Source organism: Streptomyces sp. NPDC051310 (assembly GCF_044455245.1).
Lineage (GTDB): Bacteria > Actinomycetota > Actinomycetes > Streptomycetales > Streptomycetaceae > Streptomyces.
This window is the reverse complement of sequence record NZ_JBITEO010000002.1, coordinates 435262-457188: the sequence shown is the minus strand read 5'-3', so window position 1 is coordinate 457188 and position 21927 is coordinate 435262. Positions and strand designations below refer to the sequence as shown.

Here is a 21927-nt window from a genome sequence, read left to right as displayed (position 1 = left end):
AGGAGATGATTCACGTGTCCGCTACGCCCGTGCTGGCGTTGCGCGGAGTCTCCAAGCGGTTCGGCGCCGTCCAGGCGCTCACCGACGTAGACCTGGAGATCCACGCCGGTGAGGTGGTCGCCCTGGTCGGCGACAACGGCGCCGGCAAGTCGACGCTCGTCAAGACGATCTCGGGGGTCCACCCCATCGACGAAGGCGCCATCGTGTGGGAGGGCCGGCCCGTCCGCGTCACCCGGCCGAACGACGCCCAGGACCTGGGCGTCGCGACCGTCTACCAGGACCTCGCCCTCTGCGACAACCTCGACGTCGTCGCCAACCTCTTCCTCGGCAACGAGCTGCGCCACGGCTCCGTCCTGGACGAGATCGCCATGGAGAAGCGCGCCAAGGAACTGCTGGACACCCTGTCCATCCGCATCCCCAGCGTCCGCATCCCCGTCGCCGCCCTCTCCGGCGGCCAGCGGCAGGTCGTGGCCATCGCCCGCGCCCTGATCGGCGACCCCAAGATCGTCATCCTGGACGAGCCGACCGCCGCCCTCGGCGTCGAGCAGACCGCCCAGGTCCTCGATCTGGTCGAGCGGCTGCGCGAGCGTGGCCACGGCGTCATCCTCATCAGCCACAACATGGCCGATGTGCGCGCCGTCGCCGACCGCGTCGCCGTCCTGCGGCTGGGCCGCAACAACGGTGTCTTCAACGTCAAGGACACCACGCACGAAGAGATCATCGCCGCGATCACCGGCGCCACGGACAACGCCGTGACCCGCCGGCAGGCGCGTACGGCCACGAAGGAGGACGCGAAGTGAGCGACCTCACCAAGACCCCGCAACCCCCGGCCGAGGGCTCCGCCGTCCCGATCCCGGCCGTCGACCCGCGCCTGCTCGTCCGCGAGGAGGGCCTGAAGGGCTACTGGACCGAGTTCACCCGCAAGGTCCGCGGCGGTGAGCTGGGCTCCCTCCCGGTCTTCATCGGCCTGATCGTCATCGCGATCGTCTTCCAGGCGCAGAACAGCAACTTCCTGTCCGCGAGCTCCGTCGCCAACATCGCCGTCTACACCTCCGGCCTCGGCATCATGGCGGTCGGCATCGTCTTCGTCCTGATCCTCGGCGAGATCGACCTCTCGGTCGGCTCCGTCGCGGGCGTCGGCGCCGCGGTGTGGGCCGTGCTCAACGTCAGCAACGGCATGAACGACTGGCTCTCCGTCGCCATCGCCGTCCTGTGCGGCCTCGGACTGGGCCTGCTCCACGGCTTCTTCTTCGCCAAGATCGGCGTGCCGGCCTTCGTCGTCACCCTCGCCGGCTTCCTCGGCTGGAGCGGCCTGCAGATCTGGCTGATGGGCAAGGAAGGCTCCATCAACGCGCCGACCGGCTCCGTCGTCGAGCACCTCACCGGCTACTACTTCGAGGACAAGGCCGCCGCCTACGGCCTCGCCCTGGTGGCCGTCCTCGCGTACGCCGCCTCGCTGCTGCTGGACAGCAAGCGCCGCAAGGCCGCCCGCCTGCCCGCACGCCCCGCCAGCGAGGTCGTCCTGCGCACGGCCGTCGTCGCGGTGCTCTGCTTCGTCGTCGCGTACGTCCTGAACGAGCCCGCCGGCGCCCGCGGCCTGCCGCTCGCCCTGGTGCTCTTCCTGATCGTCCTGGTCGTCGCCGACTTCGTCGCCCGCCGCACCACCTTCGGCCGCCAGGTCTTCGCGGTCGGCGGCAACGCGGAGGCGGCGCGCCGCGCCGGCATCAACGTCGACCGCGTCCGCATCACCGTCTTCGGCCTCTCCGGCCTGCTCGCCGCCTTCGGCGGGCTCTTCGTGGCCAGCCTCTCCGGCGGCGCCACCAAGAGCCTCGGCGGCGGCAACACGCTGATGCTCGTCATCGCGGCGGCCGTCATCGGCGGCACCAGCCTCTTCGGCGGCCGCGGCAAGGTCTGGTCCGCGCTGCTCGGCATGATCGTCATCCAGTCGATCCAGCAGGGCCTGAACATGCTCGGCATGGCGTCCGAGATCCAGTACATGATCACCGGCGCGGTCCTCCTGGCCGCCGTCGTGATCGACTCGGTCTCCCGCCGTACGCAGAAGACCGCAGGCCGCGCGTAGGTCGCACACGTCACACCCGCAGTGCCCGGCACCGCTCAACCGGTGCCGGGCGCTGCTGCGTCTGCGCCATTGGCGTGACGTACACCCTGACGAAGACCCCACCGCCCGATGATGACGATCAGGGGCGGAACATTAGACTCGACCAAATCGGCAGCTCGACCAGCTCAACACGCAAGGAGGCACGGGTGGCTCTGCTGACCCGTATCACGGGCCCGCGCGATCTCGACCGGCTCGCCCCGGAGCAGCTGGACCAGCTGGCCGCGGAGATCCGGTCCTTCCTCGTGGACGCCGTGTCCAAGACCGGCGGCCACCTCGGTCCCAACCTGGGCGTGGTCGAGCTGACCATCGCCCTGCACCGGGTCTTCGAGTCCCCCAAGGACAAGATCCTCTGGGACACCGGCCACCAGTCCTACGTCCACAAGCTGCTCACCGGCCGGCAGGACTTCTCCAGGCTGAAGATGAAGGGCGGCCTGTCCGGCTACCCGGCGCGCGCCGAGTCCGAGCACGACGTCATCGAGAACAGCCACGCCTCCACCGTCCTCGGCTGGGCCGACGGCCTCGCCAAGGCCAACGAGGTCCTGGGCCGGGACGACCACGTCGTCGCGGTCATCGGCGACGGCGCGCTCACCGGCGGCATGGCCTGGGAGGCCCTCAACAACATCGCCGAGGCCAAGGACCGCCCGCTCGTCATCGTCGTCAACGACAACGAGCGCTCCTACGCCCCGACGATCGGCGGCCTCGCCAACCACCTCGCCACGCTGCGCACCACCGACGGCTACGAGCGCTTCCTCGCCCGTACGAAGGAGATCCTCGACCGCACCCCGGTCGTCGGGAAGCCGCTGTACGAGACGCTGCACGGTGCCAAGAAGGGCCTGAAGGACTTCATCGCCCCGCAGGGCATGTTCGAGGACCTCGGGCTGAAGTACGTCGGCCCGATCGACGGCCACGACATCGAGGCCCTGGAGTCCGCGCTGTCCCGCGCCAAGCGGTTCGGCGGCCCGGTCATCGTGCACTGCCTCACCGAGAAGGGCCGCGGCTACCAGCCGGCCCTCCAGGACGAGGCCGACCGCTTCCACGCCGTCGGCAAGATCCACCCGGACACCGGCCTGCCGATCTCCACCTCCGGCGCCGACTGGACGTCGGTGTTCGCCGACGAGATGGTCGAGCTCGGCCGCGAGCGCGAGGACATCGTCGCCATCACGGCGGCGATGCTGCAGCCGGTCGGCCTGGACAGGTTCGCCAAGGCCTTCCCCGACCGGGTGTACGACGTCGGCATCGCCGAGCAGCACGCCGCGGTCTCCGCCGCCGGGCTCGCCACCGGCGGCCTCCACCCGGTCGTCGCCGTCTACGCCACCTTCCTCAACCGCGCCTTCGACCAGGTCCTCATGGACGTCGCCCTGCACAAGTGCGGCGTGACCTTCGTCCTGGACCGCGCCGGGATCACCGGCACCGACGGCGCCTCCCACAACGGCATGTGGGACATGTCGATCCTCCAGGTCGTGCCCGGCCTGCGGATCGCCGCCCCGCGCGACGCCGACCAGGTCCGCGCCCAGCTGCGCGAGGCCGTCGAGGTCGACGACGCACCGACCGTCGTGCGCTACTCCAAGGGCGCGGTCGGCCCGGCCGTCCAGGCCGTGGGCCGCGTCGGCGGCATGGACGTCCTGCGCAAGGCGGGCACCGACACGCCCGATGTGCTGCTGGTCTCGGTCGGTGCCCTCGCGCCCATGTGCCTGGAGATCGCCGGCCTGCTCGACCAGCAGGGCATCTCCACCACCGTCGTCGACCCGCGGTGGGTCAAGCCGGTCGACGAGGCGCTGGCGCCGCTCGCCGAGCAGCACCGCGTCGTCGTCACCGTCGAGGACAACGGCCGGGTCGGCGGTGTCGGCTCCGCGGTCGCCCAGGCCCTGCGCGACGCGGGCGTCGACGTACCGCTGCGCGACTTCGGCATCCCGCCGCGGTTCCTGGACCACGCCTCGCGCGCGGAGGTCATGGCCGAGATCGGTCTGACCGCTCCCGACATCGCCCGTCAGGTCACCGGTCTGGTCGCCACGCTGGACGGCCGCTACGACGCGGAGATCGAGCCCGCCCGCGACTGACGGCGCGGCGCCGCCGCGGCGCACCGCATAGGGCCGGTCGGAGTACCCCAGGGGTTTCCGGCCGGTCCTTTCGTGTGAATAGCAGCCTGCGGGCGGGCGCCACCCCACACCTCTCTCGATCATGGCCGTAGAGGCCGATGGGTACGGAGGTACGCCGGTGAGCACTGGCCAGCAGTCACGCGATGCCGGATTGTTCCGGGCGAAGAGCGTCGAGCAGTCGATCCAGGACACCGAGGAGCCGGAGCACGCTCTCAAGAAGTCACTCTCCGCCTGGGACCTGACGGTCTTCGGCGTCGGTGTCATCATCGGCACCGGCATCTTCGTCCTCACCGGCAAGGTGGCGAAGGAGAACGCGGGCCCCGCGACCGCGCTGGCGTTCGTCGCCGCGGGCATCGTCTGCGCGCTGGCCGCCCTGTGCTACGCGGAGTTCGCCTCCACCGTCCCCGTGGCCGGCTCGGCGTACACCTTCGCGTACGCCTCCCTCGGCGAGCTGCCGGCCTGGATCATCGGCTGGGACCTGGTCCTGGAGTTCGCCCTCGGCACGGCCGTCGTGGCCGTCGGCTGGTCCGGCTACGTCCGCTCACTGATGGACAACGTCGGCTGGCACCTGCCGGCCTGGCTCCAGGGGCCGGACGTGGCAGGGGGCACCTTCGACCTGCTGGCCTTCCTCCTGGTCCTGGTGCTCACCGCGGTCCTCGTCGTCGGCATGAAGCTGTCGGCCCGCATCACCGCGCTCGTCGTGGCGATCAAGGTGACGGTGGTCATGATCGTGATCATCGCGGGCCTGTTCTTCGTCGTGGGCGACAACTACTCGCCGTTCATCCCCAAGAAGGTGACCCCCGAGACCGTGTCCGGCTGGGACGCCGCACTGGTCTCGACGATCTTCGGGTACGAGCCCACCAACTTCGGCGTCATGGGCATCTTCACCGCCGCGTCCGTCGTCTTCTTCGCCTTCATCGGCTTCGACGTCGTCGCCACCGCCGCCGAGGAGACCAAACTGCCGCAGCGCGACATGCCGCGCGGCATCCTCGGCTCACTGCTCATCTGCACCGTGCTGTACGTGGCGGTCGCGCTGGTCGTCACCGGTATGCAGCACTACACGCGGCTGTCGACCAGCGCCCCGCTCGCCGACGCGTTCAAGTCCGTCGGGCACCCCTTCTACGCCGGTGTCATCAGCTTCGGCGCGGCGGTCGGCCTCACGACCGTGTGCCTCATCCTGCTCCTCGGCCAGACCCGGGTGTTCTTCGCGATGAGCCGCGACGGGCTGCTGCCGCGGTTCTTCTCCGTCACGCACCCGAAGTTCCGCACCCCGTACCGCCCGACCATCCTGCTCGGCGTGCTCATCGCCTTCGTCTCCGGCTTCACCAGCATCGACGAGCTGGCGACCCTGGTGAACATCGGCACTCTCTTCGCCTTCGTGGTCGTCGCGATCGGCGTGATCATTCTGCGGCGCACCCGCCCCGACCTGCACCGCGCCTTCCGCACCCCCTGGGTGCCGGTCGTCCCGATCCTGTCGGTGGCCGCCTCGGTGTGGCTGATGCTCAACCTGCCGGGTGAGACGTGGTTCCGCTTCGCCGTCTGGATGCTGGCCGGCATCGTCGTGTACTTCCTCTACGGCCGCTCCCACAGCCGGCTGGGCCGCCGCACGGCATCGCTCGGCACACGGGACACCCCGTAGCCCCGCGGGGCTCCTAAAGGCCCCGTACGGCACTCGGCCCGGCGCAATCGGCGCCCAGCTCCGCCACCCGCCGCCGCAGCTCCCGGTCGGCCGTGACCACCAGGCACGGCCGGCCGGCCGTGTCCCGCGCCTCGCGGACCAGCTCGACGACGAGGTCGTCACCGCTTCCGGGCGCCGCCACCACCCCCACCCCGGGCACCGGCTCCACGCCCCGCGCCCGCCCCTCCACGACGAGCACCATCTCGACCGGCCCCGCGTGGCCGGCCACGCCGGCGGCCGCGAACGCCACGAGCCGGTCCCGCAGCCGCTCGGCGGCGGCCCGGCGGTCGCGCCACCAGCCGTCGGGGACCGAACCCACCACGTTGGCCGCGTCGACCACCACCAGTACGCTGCGTGCAGAGGTCATGGGCCCAGCCTCTCACCTGCGGGGGAAGTGTTATCGTCGGTCCAACTACGGTCAGTCCGTGAGGTGTCCGGACACCACCGGAACCACGGTCAGGGAAGGGTCCCCTCGAGGCATGGCATTGCGGCCCCTGCGCAGGTCCAAGAAGAAGGCGACGGCTCTTCTCCCGGCCCCGGTCACACACCCCGCACACGCCCCCGCGACCAGCGGCTGGCTGCTCATCGGCAAGGACGGCCGGCTCGGCGCGTACGCCGCGGCCGACGGCGGCATGCTGTGCTGGACCGAACGCCGCCCCGGCGGCCCCGAGTGGTCGCAGCCGCTGTTCTTCGAGATGCCCGAGGCCCAGCACTTCGCCCTCGGCCAGGGGCCCAACGGCTACGTGCACCTGGTCGCGCAGCGCCGCGCGGTCCGCGACGACGGCCTGATCGACGTCGGCCTCGCGCACGCCACCCAGTACCAGTCGGGCCGCCGCACCACGCCGTGGCACCCGCTCGGCTGCCCCTTCGCCGACGTCGAGCACGGCGGCAGCCTGGGACAGCCCGCCGCCACCGTCGACCACAACGGCTCCCTGTACGTGCTCCCGCTCAACCCGGGCGGCCGCATCAGCGTGCGCGCCGAGCAGCGCGACGGCAGGTGGGGCGCCTGGGTCGAGCTGGCCGGCGACGGCTCCCACGAGTCCCTCACGGCCCTCACCAGCGCGTCCGGCAGGGTCCACGTGCTCGCCGTCGGCCCCGGCGCCGTCCGGCACTGGGCGCAGCCCGAGCCGGCCGGCGCGCTGGAGCCGTCCGACGCCTACCCGGTGGGCCTGGCCGGCGGCTCGGTGACGCCGCTGGAGACCGGCCCGGACCGGCTGAGCCTGTACGGTACGGACGCCACGACCGGCGAGCTGGTCGTGCACCGCCCCGGCGGCGACACGGTCGCGCTGGGCCTCACCCCGGCCGGTGGCCCGCCCGCCGCCGTGCGCACGGTCATCGACGGCCACGACTGCACGGTCCTCGCCGTACGCGGCCGGGACGGCCGCCTCTCCGTCGCGGCCTGCCCCACCGGTGCCGAGGAGTCCGGCGCCCACTGGTCCACCACCGGCGACCCCGTGCTGGGCGCCCCGGCGATGAACCTGGACGCGCAGGGCCGCGTCGTGATCGCCGCCATCGGCACGGACGGCGCCCTGCGCATCACCCGCCAGAAGCCCGAGCCGGGCCTTGCCCTGGAGGCCTGGCGCCGCGTCTGAGTCTCGGGTCCGCAAGATCCGCCGAACGCCGGAGGGGCTGACCGCGTGTCAGCCCCTCCGGCGTTTCTCCGTGCCCGCCCGTGTACGACGACTGCCCCGCACCGCCGGACGGCGGTGCGGGGCAGTCGGGCCGCTCCGTGCGCGGTTACGCCGGGACGCTCGCCACGCCCTGGGCCAGGAAACGCTTGCCGTTGACGCGCTCCGAGACGCCCTCGCGGTCCAGGTACGGCGTGATGCCGCCCAGGTGGAAGGGCCAGCCGGCGCCCGTGATCAGGCACAGGTCGATGTCCTGCGCCTCGGCGACGACGCCCTCGTCCAGCATCAGGCCGATCTCCTGCGCCACCGCGTCCAGGACGCGGTCCCGCACCTGCTGCTCCGTCAGGACGACGTCGCCCTGCTTCAGCAGCGCCGCGACCTCGGGGTCCAGCTCGGGCTTGCCCGAGTCGTAGACGTAGAAGCCGCGCTTGCCGGCCTCGACGACCGCCTTGAGGTTGGGGGAGACCTTGAAGCGCTCCGGGAAGGCGCGGTTCAGGGTCTCGGAGACGTGCAGACCGATCGCGGGGCCGACCAGCTCCAGCAGCACCAGCGGCGACATCGGCAGGCCGAGCGGCTCGATGGCCTTCTCCGCGGTCTCGACCGGGGTTCCCTCGTCGATGACGTTCTGGATCTCGCCCATGAAGCGGGTGAGGATGCGGTTCACGACGAACGCCGGGGCGTCCTTCGTCAGCACGGCGGTCTTCTTCAGCTTCTTCGCGACGCCGAAGGCCGTGGCCAGGGACGCGTCGTCGGTCTGCTCACCGCGGACGATCTCCAGCAGCGGCAGGATCGCGACCGGGTTGAAGAAGTGGAAGCCGACCACGCGCTCCGGGTGCTGGAGCTTGGAGGCCATCTCCGACACCGACAGCGAGGAGGTGTTGGTGGCGAGGATCGCGTGCGCCGGGGCGACCGCCTCGACCTCCGCGAACACCTTCTGCTTGACCGACATCTCCTCGAACACGGCCTCGATGATGAAGTCCGCGTCGGCGAAGCCCTCGGCCTTGTCCAGCACACCGGAGACCAGGCCCTTGAGACGGTTGGCCTTGTCCTGGTTGATGCGGCCCTTGCCGAGCAGCTTGTCGATCTCGGCGTGGACGTAGCCCACACCCTTGTCGACGCGCTCCTGGTCGATGTCGGTCAGGACGACCGGCACCTCCAGGCGGCGCAGGAACAGCAGCGCGAGCTGGGAGGCCATCAGACCGGCGCCGACCACGCCGACCTTGGTGACCGGGCGGGCCAGGCTCTTGTCCGGGGCGCCGGCCGGGCGCTTGGCACGCTTCTGGACCAGGTTGAAGGCGTAGATGCCGGAGCGCAGCTCGCCGCCCATGATGAGGTCCGCGAGCGCGGTGTCCTCGGCGTCGAAGCCCTTCTGCAGGTCGCCGTCCTTGGACGCCTCGATGATGTCCAGGGCGCGGTACGCGGCCGGGGCCGCGCCGTGCACCTTGGAGTCGGCGATGAAGCGGCCGCGGGCGACGGCCTGGTCCCAGGCCTCGCCGCGGTCGACGTCGGCGCGCTCGACCACGATCTCGCCCTTGAGGACGGAGGCCGTCCACAGCAGCGACTGCTCCAGGAAGTCCGCGCCCTCGAAGATCGCGTCGGCGATCCCGAGCTCGTAGACCTGAGCGCCCTTGAGCTGCTTGTTCTGGTTGAGCGAATTCTCGATGATGACCGAGACCGCGCGGTCGGCGCCGATCAGGTTCGGCAGGATGGTGCAGCCGCCCCAGCCCGGGACCAGGCCCAGGAAGACCTCCGGCAGCGAGAACGCCGGCAGGGCCGCCGACACGGTGCGGTAGGTGCAGTGCAGACCGACCTCGACACCGCCGCCCATCGCCGCGCCGTTGTAGTACGCGAAGGTCGGCACGCCCAGCGACGACAGCCGCTTGAAGACGTCGTGGCCGCCCTTGCCGATGGCCAGCGCGTCCTCGTGGCGCTTGAGCAGCTCCACGCCCTTGAGGTCGGCGCCGACGGCGAAGATGAACGGCTTGCCGGTGATGCCGACACCGACGATGGTGCCCTCGGCCGCCTCCTTCTCGACCTGGTCGATGGCGGTGTTGAGGTTCGCCAGCGACTGCGGGCCGAAGGTGGTCGGCTTGGTGTGGTCGAAGCCGTTGTCCAGCGTGATCAGCGCGAACCGGCCCGCGCCGAACGGCAGGTCGAAGTGCCGCACGTGGGCGCTGGTGACGACCTCGTCCGGGAACAGCTCGGCCGCACCCTTCAAAAGCTCAGCGGTGGTGCTCACTTGCTGCCTCCGTCGAAGTGGGGGTTCTCCCAGATGACCGTGGCGCCCATGCCGAAGCCGACGCACATGGTGGTGAGGCCGTACCGGACCTCGGGCTGCTCCTCGAACTGGCGCGCCAGCTGCGTCATCAGGCGGACGCCGGAGGAGGCCAGCGGGTGGCCGAACGCGATGGCGCCGCCGTACTGGTTGACGCGCGCGTCGTCGTCGGCGATGCCGTAGTGGTCCAGGAAGGCCAGGACCTGGACGGCGAACGCCTCGTTGATCTCGAAGAGGTTGATGTCCTCGATCGAGAGCCCGGCCTTGGCCAGCGCCTTCTCGGTCGCGGGGATCGGACCGTAGCCCATGACCTCCGGCTCGACGCCGGCGAAGGCGTACGAGACGAGGCGCATCTTGACCGGCAGGTCGTTCTCGCGGGCGAAGTCCTCGGACGCGATGATCGACGCGGTGGCGCCGTCGTTGAGGCCCGCGGCGTTGCCGGCGGTGACGTTGCCGTGGACGCGGAACGGCGTCTTCAGGTTCGCCAGCGACTCCAGGGTCGTGCCCGGGCGCATCGGCTCGTCGGCGGTGACCAGGCCCCAGCCGGTCTCGCCGGCCTCGGCGTTGGTGCGACGTACCGAGATCGGCACCAGGTCGGCCTGGATCTTGCCGTTGGCGTACGCCTTGGCGGCCTTCTCCTGGGAGCGCACGGCGTACTCGTCGGCGCGGAGCTTGGTGATGTGCGGGTACCGGTCGTGCAGGTTCTCGGCGGTCATGCCCATGAACAGGGCCGACTCGTCGACCAGCTTCTCGCTGACGAACCGCGGGTTCGGGTCGACGCCCTCGCCCATCGGGTGGCGGCCCATGTGCTCGACACCGCCCGCGATGACGGCGTCGTACGCGCCGAAGGCGATGGAGCCGGCGACCGAGGTCACCGCGGTCAGGGCGCCCGCGCACATGCGGTCGATCGAGTAGCCGGGCACCGACTGCGGCAGGCCCGCCAGGATGCCGGCCGTGCGCCCGAGGGTCAGACCCTGGTCGCCGATCTGGGTGGTCGCGGCGATGGCGACCTCGTCGATCTTGGCGGGGTCGAGGCCCGGGTTGCGGCGCAGCAGCTCCCGGATCGCCTTCACGACGAGATCGTCGGCGCGGGTCTCGTGGTAGATGCCCTTCGGGCCCGCCTTGCCGAACGGGGTGCGGACGCCGTCGACGAAGACGACGTCCCTGACGGTACGAGGCACGATGGCTCTCCTCCAGGTGCGGGATGGCACTGCACTGCTGCGACGCGCGGCTAAGCGCGTGCTTGCTTGCCCACATGCTACTTACGGGTAACCAGACTGCCCAGTCCCCCCGCCCGGAGCGTTGAAGGTCACACCCGTGGCGCACCCCCGGACGGGGCGGCGCAGCCGGTCACGGCCTTCTCGTCCCCGCCCCGGGGACGGCCGAACCCCCGGCCGGGAAGGCCGGGGGTTCCGGAATGGGATCCTCCGCGGACCGCGGTCAGGCTGCGATACAGGACTGCGGTCAGGACGGCGCCGAGGCCAGCGCGGCCGCGAGCACCGGCGCGACCTGCTCGATCTGCCAGGGCCGCGCCCCGAACCCGGCGAGCGCGCCTGCCACCGTCTCCGGCGTGACCTCCTTCGGCGGCTCCCAGCACACCCGCCGCACGGTGTCCGGCGTGATCAGGTTCTCCTGCGGCAGGTTCAGCGACTCGGCGAGCGCCGAGACCGCCGTCCGGGCGGCCGAGAGCCGGGCCGCGGCCACCGGGTCCTTGTCCGCCCACGCACGCGGCGGCGGCGGACCCTGCAGCGGCTGCCCCGGCTGGGGCAGCTCGGCGTCCGGCAGCGCCTTGGCGCGGTCGACGGCCGCCTGCCACTGCTCCAGCTGGCGGCGGCCCATGCGGTGCCCGAACCCGGGCAGCGCGGTCAGCGCGTGCACGTTCGCCGGCAGGGCGAGGGCCGCCTCGACGATCGCGGCGTCGCTGAGGACCTTGCCCGGCGACACGTCGCGCCGCTGGGCGATCCGGTCGCGGGCGGTCCACAGCTCCCGCACGACGGCCATCTGCCGGCGCCTGCGCACCTTGTGCATCCCGGACGTACGGCGCCAGGGGTCCTTGCGGGGCGGGGGCGGCGGGGCGGAGGCTATGGCGTCGAACTCCTGGTGGGCCCAGTCCAGCTTGCCCTGCCGGTCGAGGTCCTTCTCCAGTGCGTCACGCAGGTCGACGAGCAGCTCGACGTCCAGCGCGGCGTACCGGAGCCACGGATCGGGCAGCGGGCGGGTGGACCAGTCCACCGCGGAGTGCCCCTTCTCCAGGGCGTACCCCAGCACCGACTCGACCATCGCGCCGAGCCCGACGCGCGGGAAGCCCGCGAGGCGTCCTGCCAGCTCGGTGTCGAACAGCCGGGTCGGCACCATGCCTATTTCCCGCAGGCACGGCAGGTCCTGGGTTGCGGCGTGCAGGATCCACTCGGTGCCGGCGAGGGCGTCGCCGAGCGCGGACAGGTCCGGGCAGCCGACCGGGTCGATCAGTGCCGTACCCGCACCCTCCCGGCGCAGCTGCACCAGATAGGCGCGCTGCCCGTAGCGGTAGCCGGAGGCGCGCTCCGCGTCCACGGCGACGGGTCCGGTGCCCGCCGCGAAGGCGGCGATCACCTCGGCGAGGGCATGCTCGTCGGCCACCACGGGCGGTACGCCCTCGCGGGGCTCCAGCAAGGGGATCGGCGTCCCGTCGATGACGCCGTCTGCGACGCCGTCGTCCGGAGGGCCGCCCCCGGCGGTGCGCAGTGCTGTCTCTGCTGCGGTCTCTTGGGCGTCGGTCACCTGTCAAGGGTATCTGTGAACGGCAAGCGCCCGCCGACGGAACGTTCCGTCGGCGGGCGCCGATGTCATGCAAACCGGTCAGTGGATGATTCCTGTACGAAGGGCGACGGCGACCATGCCCGCCCGGTCACCGGTGCCGAGCTTGCGGGCGATGCGGGCGAGGTGGCTCTTGACGGTCAGGGCCGACAGGCCCATCGAGACGCCGATGGCCTTGTTCGACTGGCCCTCCGCCACCAGCCGCAGCACCTCGACCTCACGGCCGGAGAGCTCGCGGTAGCCGCCCGGGTGGCTCGGGGCGCCGGGGGGACGGCGGTGCAGCCGGGCGGCGGCGCCGATGGGTGCGGCGCCGGGACGGGTGGGGTGGCCGATGTTGGTGCGCGTACCGGTGACGACGTAGCCCTTGACGCCACCGGCGAGGGCGTTGCGTACGGCGCCGATGTCGTCCGCCGCCGAGAGGGCCAGGCCATTGGGCCAGCCGGCGGCGCGGGTCTCGGACAGCAGGGTCAGCCCGGAACCGTCGGGCAGGTGGACATCGGCAACGCAGATGTCGCGCGGGTTGCCGATGCGGGGGCGGGCCTCCGCGATGGACGACGCCTCGATGACGTCACGCACTCCGAGGGCCCACAAATGGCGGGTCACGGTGGAGCGGACGCGCGGGTCGGCCACGACGACCATGGCCGTCGGTTTGTTCGGGCGGTAGGCGACCAGGCTTGCGGGCTGCTCGAGGAGAACGGACACCAGGCCTCCTGGGAAGGTGCGGGACACCGGCTCGGGGAAGAAGCCGGGCGAACCGTGTTTGAAGGGTCACAGACCTATTCGGCAGCCCTTCCGCCCGCCTTTAGGGGAAGATCACGATTTGGTGAGTAACAATTGGGGCAATTCGGACGGGTGATCGATCATCCTACGAGCGCCCCCTTCCGATAGCCCCGGCGCGCCCCCGCGCTCCGGAGCCGCTCGTCCGTACAGGGGTCAGGCGTACGGATCCCCCGCCCGGGCGGCCACGGACGCGCGGAACCCCCGACAGCGGCCCGCCGCCGCACGAGTCCGTGCGACAGCGGTCCGGTGCGGTGCAGCGCAGTGCCGTGTCGTGTCGTGTCGTGCCGGGCCGTGTTGGTGAGGTTACGGGTGCTGCGGACCCCGGCGCTGGGGGAGGGAGACCACCCCGGCGCCCGCGTCCAGCGGTCCGGGGCTCGTCGGCGGGAGGCCCGCGACCTGGCACAGCAGGTCGCACCAGGCCGCCAGGTGCGCCGCCGCGTCCGGCACGCCGCGCCGGTCCTCGCGCGGCGTCCAGGACGCACGGATCTCGATCTGCGTCGCCGGGCGGCGCTCCGCGAGTCCACCGAAGTAGTGAGACCCCGCACGGGTGACGGTGCCGCTCGCCTCCCCGTACGACAGCCCCCGCGCCTCCAGCGCACCGGTCAGCCACGACCAGCACACCTCCGGCAGCAGCGGGTCCGCGGCCATCTCCGGCTCCAGCTCCGCGCGTACCAGCGTCACCAGCCGGAAGGTGCCCTGCCAGGCGTCGTGGCCCGCCGGTTCGTGCAGCAGCACCAGCCGCCCGTCCGCCAGGTCCTCCTCGTCCTCGACGACCGCCGCCTCCACGGCGTACGCGTACGGGGCGAGCCGCTGCGGCGGGCGCGTCGGCTCCACCTCGACCTCCGGCCGCAGCCGCGCCGAGCGCAGGGCCTCGACCGCCGTCGCGAAGGCGGACGGGACGCCCCCGGTGCCTTCGGAGTGAGCGGGGTGATCGGAAAACTGTCCCTGAGCCGCAGCCATGCGGGGAAGAGTAGGCGGAAGGAGCCCCTCGTGCAGGGAGGGACACCCGCACCGGCCGAGCGGCTTGCCCGCGCATGCGAAGATTCTGGGCGTGAGTGCCAACGATCGCCTTATGGGCCAGCAGCCGAAGACCACCGCCGTCGCAGAGTCGGCCTTCCTCAGGGCGTGCCGGCGCGAACCCGTGCCGCACACGCCGGTCTGGTTCATGCGCCAGGCGGGACGCTCACTGCCGGAGTACCTCAAGGTGCGCGAGGGCATCCCCATGCTCGAATCGTGCATGCGGCCCGAGCTGGTCACCGAGATCACCCTGCAGCCGGTGCGCCGGCACAAGGTCGACGCCGCGATCTACTTCAGCGACATCGTCGTCCCCCTCAAGGCCATCGGCATCGACCTCGACATCAAGCCGGGCGTCGGCCCGGTCGTCGCCGAGCCGATCCGCCGCCGCGAGGACCTCGCGCGGCTGCGCGACCTCACGCCCGACGACGTCGCGTACGTCACCGAGGCCATCGGCATGCTCACCGGCGAGCTCGGCGCCACCCCGCTGATCGGCTTCGCGGGCGCGCCCTTCACCCTCGCGAGCTACCTCGTCGAGGGCGGCCCGTCGCGCAACCACGAGCACACCAAGGCCCTCATGTACGGCGACCCCGAGCTGTGGGCCGACCTGCTGGACCGGCTCGCCGAGATCACCGCGGCCTTCCTGAAGGTCCAGATCGAGGCCGGTGCCTCCGCCGTCCAGCTCTTCGACTCCTGGGTCGGCGCGCTGGCCCCCGCCGACTACCGCCGCTCGGTCATGCCCGCCTCGGCGAAGGTGTTCCGGGCCGTCGAGGGGTACGGCGTGCCGCGCATCCACTTCGGCGTCGGCACCGGTGAGCTGCTGGGCCTGATGGGCGAGGCCGGCGCGGACGTCGTCGGCGTCGACTGGCGCGTCCCGCTGGACGAGGCGGCCCGCCGCGTCGGCCCCGGCAAGGCGCTCCAGGGCAACCTCGACCCGGCGGTCCTGTTCTCCACCCCCGAGGCGGTCGAGACCAAGACCCGCGAGGTGCTGGACGCGGCTGCCGGCCTGGAGGGCCACATCTTCAACCTCGGCCACGGCGTCCTGCCCACCACCGACCCGGACGCCCTGACCCGGCTGGTCGAGTACGTCCACACGCAGACCGCCCGCTGACACGCCGGCTCACCCTGCGCCGCGGCCGGCGGAGCAGGGCGCCGGCCGCCGGGCCGCCCCGGGTTCCGCCGCACCGTCCCGTGGCTGCACGGGACGGCACGGGACGGGACGGAGCCGATCGGGGCGGTCCCGTGGGCGGGCCTGGGGGAAGGCGGGCGGCGCGGGGTGCGCCGCCCGGCCCGTACCGCTGACGTCAGCCGGCGGCCCGCACCGCGGTCACCGCTTTGCGGGCCGCCACCTGGACGGGATCCCACACCGGGGAGAACGGCGGGGCGTAGCCCAGGTCGAGGGCCGCGACCTGCTCCACCGTCAGGCCCGCGGTGAGGGCGACCGCCGCGATGTCCACGCGCTTCGCGGCGCCCTCGCGGCCCACGATCTGCACGCCGAGGAGCCGACCCGTGCGGCGCTCGGCCAGCATCTTCACCGTCATCGGCGCCGCGCCGGGGTAGTAGCCGGCCCGGCTCGTCGACTCGATCGTCACCGTCACGAACCGCAGCCCGACCGCTTCGGCGTCCCGCTCCCGCAGGCCCGTGCGGGCGATCTCCAGCGAGCACACCTTGCTCACCGCCGTCCCCACGACACCGGGGAACGTGCCGTACCCGCCGGCCACGTTCGCGCCGATGACCTGGCCGTGCTTGTTGGCGTGCGTGCCCAGCGGGATGTGCCGCTCGCGGCCCGACACCAGGTCCAGGACCTCCACGCAGTCGCCGCCCGCCCACACGTCCGCCCGGCCGCGCACCCGCATCGACAGATCGGTGAGCAGCCCGCCGGACGCCCCGACCGGCAGCCCCGCGGCGCGCGCCAGCGTCGTCTCGGGCTCCACGCCCATGCCCAGCACCACGACGTCCGCCGGGTACTCGGCGTCCTCGGTCGCCACCGCCCGCACCCGGCCGTCGCCGCTGGTGAGGATCTTGGTCACCTCGGCGCCGCCCACCGTGGTGATGCCGAGGCCGTCCATCGCCTCGTGCACCAGCCGCCCCATGTCCGGGTCCAGCGTCGACATCGGCTGCTCGCCCCGGTTCAGCACCGTCACCCCATAGCCACGGTTGAGCAGGGCCTCCGCCATCTCCACGCCGATGTACCCGGCGCCCACGACCACGGCGCGCCGCCCCGCGGTCCCGTTCACCGCGCCCAGCGTGTCCAGCAGCGCCTGCCCGTCGTCCAGGGTCTGCACCCCGTGCACGCCCGCGGCGTCGATGCCGGGCAGCGGCGGCCGCACCGGACGGGCGCCGGTCGCGATCACCAGCCGGTCGTACCCCGTCCACGACGTACCGCCCGACGCCAGGTCCCGCACGCGCACCCGCTGCCCGTCCAGGTCGAGTTCGGTCACCTCGCTGCGCAGCCGTACGTCGATGTCCCGCGCCCGGTGCTCCTCGGGCGAGCGCGCCACGAGCCGGTCCGGTCCCTCGACGTCGCCGCCGACCCAGTACGGGATGCCGCACGCGGAGTACGACGTGAAGTTCCCCCGCTCGAAGGCGACGATCTCCAGCTCGTCCGGGCCCTTCAGCCTGCGGGCCTGCGACGCGGCGGACATGCCCGCCGCGTCACCGCCGATGATCACCAATCGTTGCCGTGTCATACCGACACGCTACGGCGCGGGGGTGTCCGATCCGGTCCGCCGGGGCAGCCTGGGCCGCACCAGCCACCGCCACCCCGCGTACCCCACCAGGAGCACGGCGAGCCACGGCGCCACCGCCGCCAGGGCGATCCCGACCCATGTAGCCGCCGTCACCAGGGCGTTCCAGCCACCGGACAGGGCGTCGAGGAAGCCCGGGCCGTCGTCGTCCTCCCGCCCCTCCCCGTCCTCGGTCTCGGTCAGCTCCAGGGTGATCGTGGCCAGGGTCGTACGGTCCTTCAGCGCCGCCTGCTGCGCCAGCAGCGACTCCAGGTCCGCCTGACGGCGGCTCAACTCGCCCTCCAGCGTCACCACGTCGGCGAGCTCCGTCGCCCGGTCCATCAGCGCCCGCACCCGCGCGACGCTCGCCCGCTGCGTGGCGATGCGGCTCTCCACGTCGACCACCTGGCCGGTGACGTCCTTCGACTCGGCCGTCCGCGACAGCAGCTTCCCGGTACCGGCGAGCCTGCCCAGCACCGCGTCGTACGCGGCCTGCGGCACGCGCAGCACGATCCGCGAGGTCACGTGGTCGTCGTCGATCCGCTCGGTCGTCTCCTCGGCGACGTGCCCGCCGGCGGCCGCGGCGGCGTTACGGGCCGTGCCCAGCGCCTTCGCCGCGTCCGCCACCTGCACCGACAGCTCGGCGGTCCGGATGACGTGCTGGTGCGGGGCCGGGTTCCTCTGCTGCGGCTTGCCCGGCTCCGGCGCGGCCGAGGCGGCCGAGCCGTTCGCGGGCCCGTCGGCCGCGACGCCCCGCCCCTCACGGCCGGCGGCGGCCTCCTTCGCGTCGCCCGCGCCCTCGTCCGCCGAGCCGCAGCCCGCCAGCGCCAGCGCGGCGGTGAGCAGTACCGCCGCGACGGTGTGTCGTCGTGTACGCATGGTCCCCCCGGGGATGCGTGGTGAATGGTGCCCCTTCGACGTGCGAGGCCCCGGTGGCGGTTGCCGCGTGCGGTTCCGAACCGGTCACGGTCAGGACTCGAAACGGCATTTGAGAGAGTGGTGCCATGAACGCGGACACACTCGAGGGCGCGCGGGGCGGCCACGTCGTCGTCATCGGCGGCGGCATCGCCGGACTCGCCGCCGCCCACCGGCTCGCCACCGCCGGGCGGCGCGTGACGCTGCTGGAGGCCACCGGCCGGCTCGGCGGCAAGCTCCACGCCGGCGAGCTCGCCGGCGCCCCCGTCGACCTCGGCGCCGAGTCGATGCTCGCCCGCCGTCCCGAGGCGGTCGACCTCGCCCGGGCCGTCGGTCTCGGCGACCGCCTCCAGCCCCCCGCCACCAGCACCGCGTCCGTGTGGACCCGCGACGCCCTGCGGCCCATGCCCAAGGGCCACGTCATGGGCGTCCCCGGCGACGCCGCCGCCCTCGCCGGCCTGCTCTCCGCCGAGGGCCTCGCCCGCATCGCCCACGAGCGCGACCTGCCGCCCACCCGTCCCGAGACCCTCGGGGAGGACGTCGCCGTCGGCGCGTACGTCGCCGAACGCCTCGGCCGCGAGGTCGTCGACCGGCTCGTCGAGCCGCTCCTCGGCGGGGTCTACGCCGGCGACGCCTACCGGATCTCGATGCGCGCCGCCGTGCCGAAGCTCTTCGAGGCAGCCCGCGCCCACGGCACCCTCACCGAGGCCGTCCGCGCGGTCCAGCGGACCACCCCAGGGCAGACGGGCCCCGCCTTCATGGGTCTCGACGGCGGCATCGGCACCCTCCCCGCCGCCGTCGCCGACGCGGTCACCGCCCACGGCGGCGAGATCCTCACCGACGCACCCGTCCAGGAACTCACCCGCGGACCGGCCGGCTGGCACGTGCGGACCGGCCGGCGCCTCATCGAGGCCGACGCCGTCGTCCTGGCCACCCCGGCCTGGTCCGCCGCCACGCTGCTCGCCACCGCGTCCCCGGCCGCCGCGGCCGAGCTCGCCGCCGTCGAGTACGCCTCCATGGCCCTGGTCACCCTCGCGTTCCGGCGCACGGACACGGCCGGGCTGCCCGCCGGCTCCGGCTTCCTCGTCCCGCCCGTCGACGGCCGCACCATCAAGGCCTCCACCTTCTCCTCGCAGAAGTGGCGCTGGACCGACGAGAACGCCGGCGACCTCGTCCTGCTGCGCACCTCCGTCGGCCGGTACGGCGAGGAGGAGCACCTGGAACGGGACGACGCCGACCTCGTCTCCGTCTCCCTGCGGGACCTCGCCGCCGCGACCGGGCTCACCGCCCGGCCGGTCGCCTCCACGGTCACCCGCTGGATCGGCGGCCTGCCGCAGTACCCCGTCGGACACCTCGCCCGGGTCGCCCGCGTCCGCGAAGCCGTCGCGGCGCTGCCCGCCCTGCGCGTCTGCGGAGCGGCGTACGACGGCGTCGGCATCCCCGCCTGCATCGCGAGCGCCCGGCGCGCGGCGGACGAGATCCTCGCCACGCCGACCCTGGCGCAGGCCACCCCGAGCGACGAGCGAGAATAGCCCTATGAGTGCGCCCGAAAAGATCCCGAACGCCGGTAAGAAGGCGAAGGACCTCAACGAGGTCATCCGCTACACCCTGTGGTCCGTCTTCAAGCTGCGCGACGTGCTGCCCGAGGACCGGACCGGCTACGCCGACGAGGTCCAGGAGCTGTTCGACCAGCTCGCCGCCAAGGACGTCACCGTCCGCGGCACGTACGACGTCTCCGGCCTGCGTGCCGACGCCGACCTGATGATCTGGTGGCACGCCGAGACCGCGGACGCGCTCCAGGAGGCGTACAACCTCTTCCGCCGCACCCGGCTGGGCCGCGCCGTGGAGCCGGTGTGGTCGAACATGGCGCTGCACCGCCCGGCCGAGTTCAACCGGTCGCACATCCCGGCGTTCCTCGCCGACGAGACGCCGCGCGACTACGTCTCGGTGTACCCCTTCGTCCGCTCGTACGACTGGTACCTGCTGCCCGACGAGGAGCGGCGGCGCATGCTCGCCGACCACGGCAAGATGGCCCGCGGCTTCCCGGACGTGCGCGCCAACACGGTCGCCTCGTTCTCGCTCGGCGACTACGAGTGGATCCTCGCCTTCGAGGCCGACGAGCTGTACCGCATCGTGGACCTGATGCGCCACCTGCGCGGCTCCGAGGCCCGCCGGCATGTGCGGGAAGAGGTCCCGTTCTACACCGGCCGCCGCAAGTCGGTCGCGGACCTGGTGGCGGGGCTCGCGTAAGCCCCGCCGCCCGATCGACCCGGAAGATCAGACGGCGGGCAGCTGTGCCCGCCGCTCCAGCGACACCGGGTCCGGCTCCGGGTGCGGCGCGCACGACGCGCGCCGCACCGGTGTCCTCCCCTGGAGCAGATACGCCTCCAGATGGCCGTTCACGCACGTGTTGGGCCCGCCCGCGACCCCGTGCGTACCGGCGCCCCGCTCGGTGACCAGCACCGAGCCGCTCAGCCGGCGCTGGAGCTCCAGCGCTCCCTCGTACGGCGTGGCCGCGTCCCGCTCGGCCGCCAGGATCAGCGTCGGGGGCAGCGCACCCGGCTCCGCGCGGACATCGAGCGGCCGCTGCCGCGGGGCGGGCCAGTACGCGCACGGCAGGTTCAGCCACACGTTGGCCCACGTCTCGAACGGCGCCTCCTTCGCCAGCGCCGTGTTGTCGCGGTCCCAGACCCGCCAGTCGGTGGGCCAGGGCGCGTCGTTGCACTCCACCGCCGTGTAGACGGCGTGGCCGTTCTCCGCCTTCCGTGCGGCCTCCTCGCGCGGCGCCGCCTGCTCGGCCAGCGGCCCGGGGTTGCCCCGCAGGAACTCCGAGAGCGCCTCCGCCCGCGCCGGCCACAGGTCGTCGTAGTAGCCGGCCTGGAGGAACGCGGCCTGGAGCTGCCCGGGTCCCACCTTCCCGCCCGCCGGACGGTGCGCCAGCTCGGCGGCGGCCTTCTCGTACGCGCCGAGCACCGCCGCGGCGTCCGTTCCCAGGCGGTACGTGGCGTCGTGGCGGGCCACCCAGGTGCGGAAGTCCAGCCAGCGCCGCTCGAAGGCGCGCGACTGGGCCAGGTTGTTGCGGTACCAGATCCGGTCGGGGGAGGGGTCGACCGCCGAGTCGAAGACCATCCGGCGCACGTGCGAGGGGAACATCGTCGCGTACAGCGCCCCCAGGTAGGTGCCGTACGACGCACCCAGGTACGTCAGCTTCTCCTCGCCCAGCGCGGCCCGCAGCACCTCCAGGTCACGGGCGTTGTTGAGGGACGAGTAGTGGCGCAGCGAGGGCCCCGCGTGGCGCTCGCAGCCCCGCGCGTACGCCTGCGCGGCGGCGATGCGCTCCTTCTTGTACGCCTCCGACGGCTCGGCCGGCGCGGGCGTCGGCGCCCTGGTGAAGTCGGCCGGGTCCCGGCAGCTGAGTGGCGCGGACCGGCCGACGCCCCGCGGGGCGTACCCCACCAGGTCGTAGGCGCGGGCGAGGCGCTGCCACTCGGGCAGCGCGGCGGCCCGGGGGAACCACAGGGAACCGGAGCCGGGGCCGCCGGGGTTGAACACCAGGGCGCCCTGGCGTTCGGCCGGTTCGCCGAGCGCCCGCGCCCGGCTGACGGTCAGTTCGATCCGGCGGCCGTCGGGGCGGGCGTAGTCGAGCGGGACCCGCACGGTGCCGCACTCGACGGAGGAGGGCAGCTCCTCGGCCGCCGGGCAGGGCCCGAAGACGATGCCGGCGGCGGCCGCGCGCTCGGCGGCGCGGGCGGTCCCCGAGGCCGCGGCGGAGGTGGGGACGAGACCACCGGCGGGCGCGACGGCGAGGGCGGACAGCACCAGGGAGCCGACGGCTCCGGCCAGTCCGTACCGGGTGGCGGCTCTCATCGAGGTCCCTTCGTCGGCGTGCGGGCGCAGAAC

At 72.9% G+C, this 21927-nt stretch carries 17 protein-coding genes; 8 read left to right on the top strand and 9 right to left on the bottom strand.

The window, feature by feature from the left end:
* Positions 1 to 5 precede the first annotated feature (5 nt).
* The 4 genes from ACIA79_RS04860 to ACIA79_RS04845 all read left to right on the top strand — a co-directional run bounded on the left by ACIA79_RS04860 (position 6) and on the right by ACIA79_RS04845 (position 5854).
* Positions 6 to 800 carry an ATP-binding cassette domain-containing protein gene (locus tag ACIA79_RS04860; protein WP_399426716.1) on the top strand — a complete coding sequence of 265 codons (795 nt, stop codon included), beginning with the start codon at positions 6 to 8 and terminating at the stop codon, positions 798 to 800.
* Positions 797 to 2080, top strand: a complete 1284-nt coding sequence (locus ACIA79_RS04855; RefSeq protein WP_399426715.1) for a sugar ABC transporter permease — start codon at positions 797 to 799, stop codon at positions 2078 to 2080. Before ACIA79_RS04860 ends, ACIA79_RS04855 begins: the two co-directional genes overlap by 4 nt.
* Positions 2081 to 2265: 185 nt before the next feature.
* A complete protein-coding gene (gene dxs, locus ACIA79_RS04850; protein WP_399426714.1) occupies positions 2266 to 4176 on the top strand; it encodes a 1-deoxy-D-xylulose-5-phosphate synthase in 1911 nt (636 codons plus the stop codon).
* Positions 4177 to 4333: 157 nt separating this feature from the next.
* Positions 4334 to 5854: an amino acid permease gene (locus ACIA79_RS04845; protein WP_399426713.1), complete on the top strand. Its 1521-nt coding sequence runs from the start codon at positions 4334 to 4336 to the stop codon at positions 5852 to 5854.
* A gap of 13 nt (positions 5855 to 5867) precedes the next feature.
* Here the strand turns inward: ACIA79_RS04845 and ACIA79_RS04840 are convergent, their stop codons facing one another.
* The gene (locus ACIA79_RS04840; protein WP_399426712.1) at positions 5868 to 6260 is read right to left on the bottom strand and encodes an NTP pyrophosphohydrolase; all 393 of its coding nucleotides are present in this window, start codon (positions 6258 to 6260) and stop codon (positions 5868 to 5870) included.
* Between the two features lie 112 nt (positions 6261 to 6372).
* On the opposite strand from ACIA79_RS04840, the gene ACIA79_RS04835 reads away from it, so the two are divergent.
* Complete coding sequence (locus tag ACIA79_RS04835) at positions 6373 to 7485, top strand: hypothetical protein (RefSeq protein WP_399426711.1); 1113 nt, start codon at positions 6373 to 6375, stop codon at positions 7483 to 7485.
* A 145-nt stretch (positions 7486 to 7630) separates the two neighbouring features.
* On the opposite strand, the gene ACIA79_RS04830 is transcribed toward ACIA79_RS04835, so the two are convergent.
* From ACIA79_RS04830 to ACIA79_RS04810, 5 genes are all read right to left on the bottom strand, one after another.
* The gene (locus ACIA79_RS04830) at positions 7631 to 9760 is read right to left on the bottom strand and encodes a 3-hydroxyacyl-CoA dehydrogenase NAD-binding domain-containing protein (protein ID WP_399426710.1); all 2130 of its coding nucleotides are present in this window, start codon (positions 9758 to 9760) and stop codon (positions 7631 to 7633) included.
* Positions 9757 to 10977: a thiolase family protein gene (locus ACIA79_RS04825; protein ID WP_399426709.1), complete on the bottom strand. Its 1221-nt coding sequence runs from the start codon at positions 10975 to 10977 to the stop codon at positions 9757 to 9759. Before ACIA79_RS04825 ends, ACIA79_RS04830 begins: the two co-directional genes overlap by 4 nt.
* Before the next feature lie 283 nt (positions 10978 to 11260).
* Positions 11261 to 12556 carry an HRDC domain-containing protein gene (locus ACIA79_RS04820; protein ID WP_399426708.1) on the bottom strand — a complete coding sequence of 432 codons (1296 nt, stop codon included), beginning with the start codon at positions 12554 to 12556 and terminating at the stop codon, positions 11261 to 11263.
* A 78-nt stretch (positions 12557 to 12634) separates the two neighbouring features.
* Positions 12635 to 13294: a LuxR C-terminal-related transcriptional regulator gene (locus tag ACIA79_RS04815; RefSeq protein WP_399426707.1), complete on the bottom strand. Its 660-nt coding sequence runs from the start codon at positions 13292 to 13294 to the stop codon at positions 12635 to 12637.
* Between the two features lie 381 nt (positions 13295 to 13675).
* On the bottom strand, positions 13676 to 14332 hold the full coding sequence (locus ACIA79_RS04810; RefSeq protein WP_399426706.1) for a DUF3000 domain-containing protein: 657 nt from the start codon (positions 14330 to 14332) through the stop codon (positions 13676 to 13678).
* A 91-nt stretch (positions 14333 to 14423) separates the two neighbouring features.
* Here ACIA79_RS04810 and hemE point away from each other — a divergent pair, with 91 nt between their 5' ends.
* Positions 14424 to 15497, top strand: a complete 1074-nt coding sequence (gene hemE, locus ACIA79_RS04805) for a uroporphyrinogen decarboxylase (protein ID WP_399426705.1) — start codon at positions 14424 to 14426, stop codon at positions 15495 to 15497.
* Between the two features lie 193 nt (positions 15498 to 15690).
* On the opposite strand, the gene ACIA79_RS04800 is transcribed toward hemE, so the two are convergent.
* Positions 15691 to 17076, bottom strand: a complete 1386-nt coding sequence (locus tag ACIA79_RS04800) for an FAD-dependent oxidoreductase (RefSeq protein ID WP_399426704.1) — start codon at positions 17074 to 17076, stop codon at positions 15691 to 15693.
* Positions 17077 to 17085: 9 nt separating this feature from the next.
* Positions 17086 to 17991: a DUF4349 domain-containing protein gene (locus ACIA79_RS04795; RefSeq protein ID WP_399426703.1), complete on the bottom strand. Its 906-nt coding sequence runs from the start codon at positions 17989 to 17991 to the stop codon at positions 17086 to 17088.
* Positions 17992 to 18116: 125 nt separating this feature from the next.
* Here ACIA79_RS04795 and hemG point away from each other — a divergent pair, with 125 nt between their 5' ends.
* On the top strand, positions 18117 to 19559 hold the full coding sequence (gene hemG / locus ACIA79_RS04790) for a protoporphyrinogen oxidase (protein WP_399426702.1): 1443 nt from the start codon (positions 18117 to 18119) through the stop codon (positions 19557 to 19559).
* 4 nt (positions 19560 to 19563) lie between these two features.
* Positions 19564 to 20277 carry a hydrogen peroxide-dependent heme synthase gene (gene hemQ / locus ACIA79_RS04785; protein WP_399426701.1) on the top strand — a complete coding sequence of 238 codons (714 nt, stop codon included), beginning with the start codon at positions 19564 to 19566 and terminating at the stop codon, positions 20275 to 20277.
* 27 nt (positions 20278 to 20304) lie between these two features.
* Here hemQ and ACIA79_RS04780 read toward each other — a convergent pair whose 3' ends face one another.
* Entirely contained in the window at positions 20305 to 21894 is a 1590-nt protein-coding gene (locus ACIA79_RS04780) for an alpha/beta hydrolase (protein ID WP_399426700.1), read from the bottom strand.
* Between the last annotated feature and the right edge of the window lie 33 nt (positions 21895 to 21927).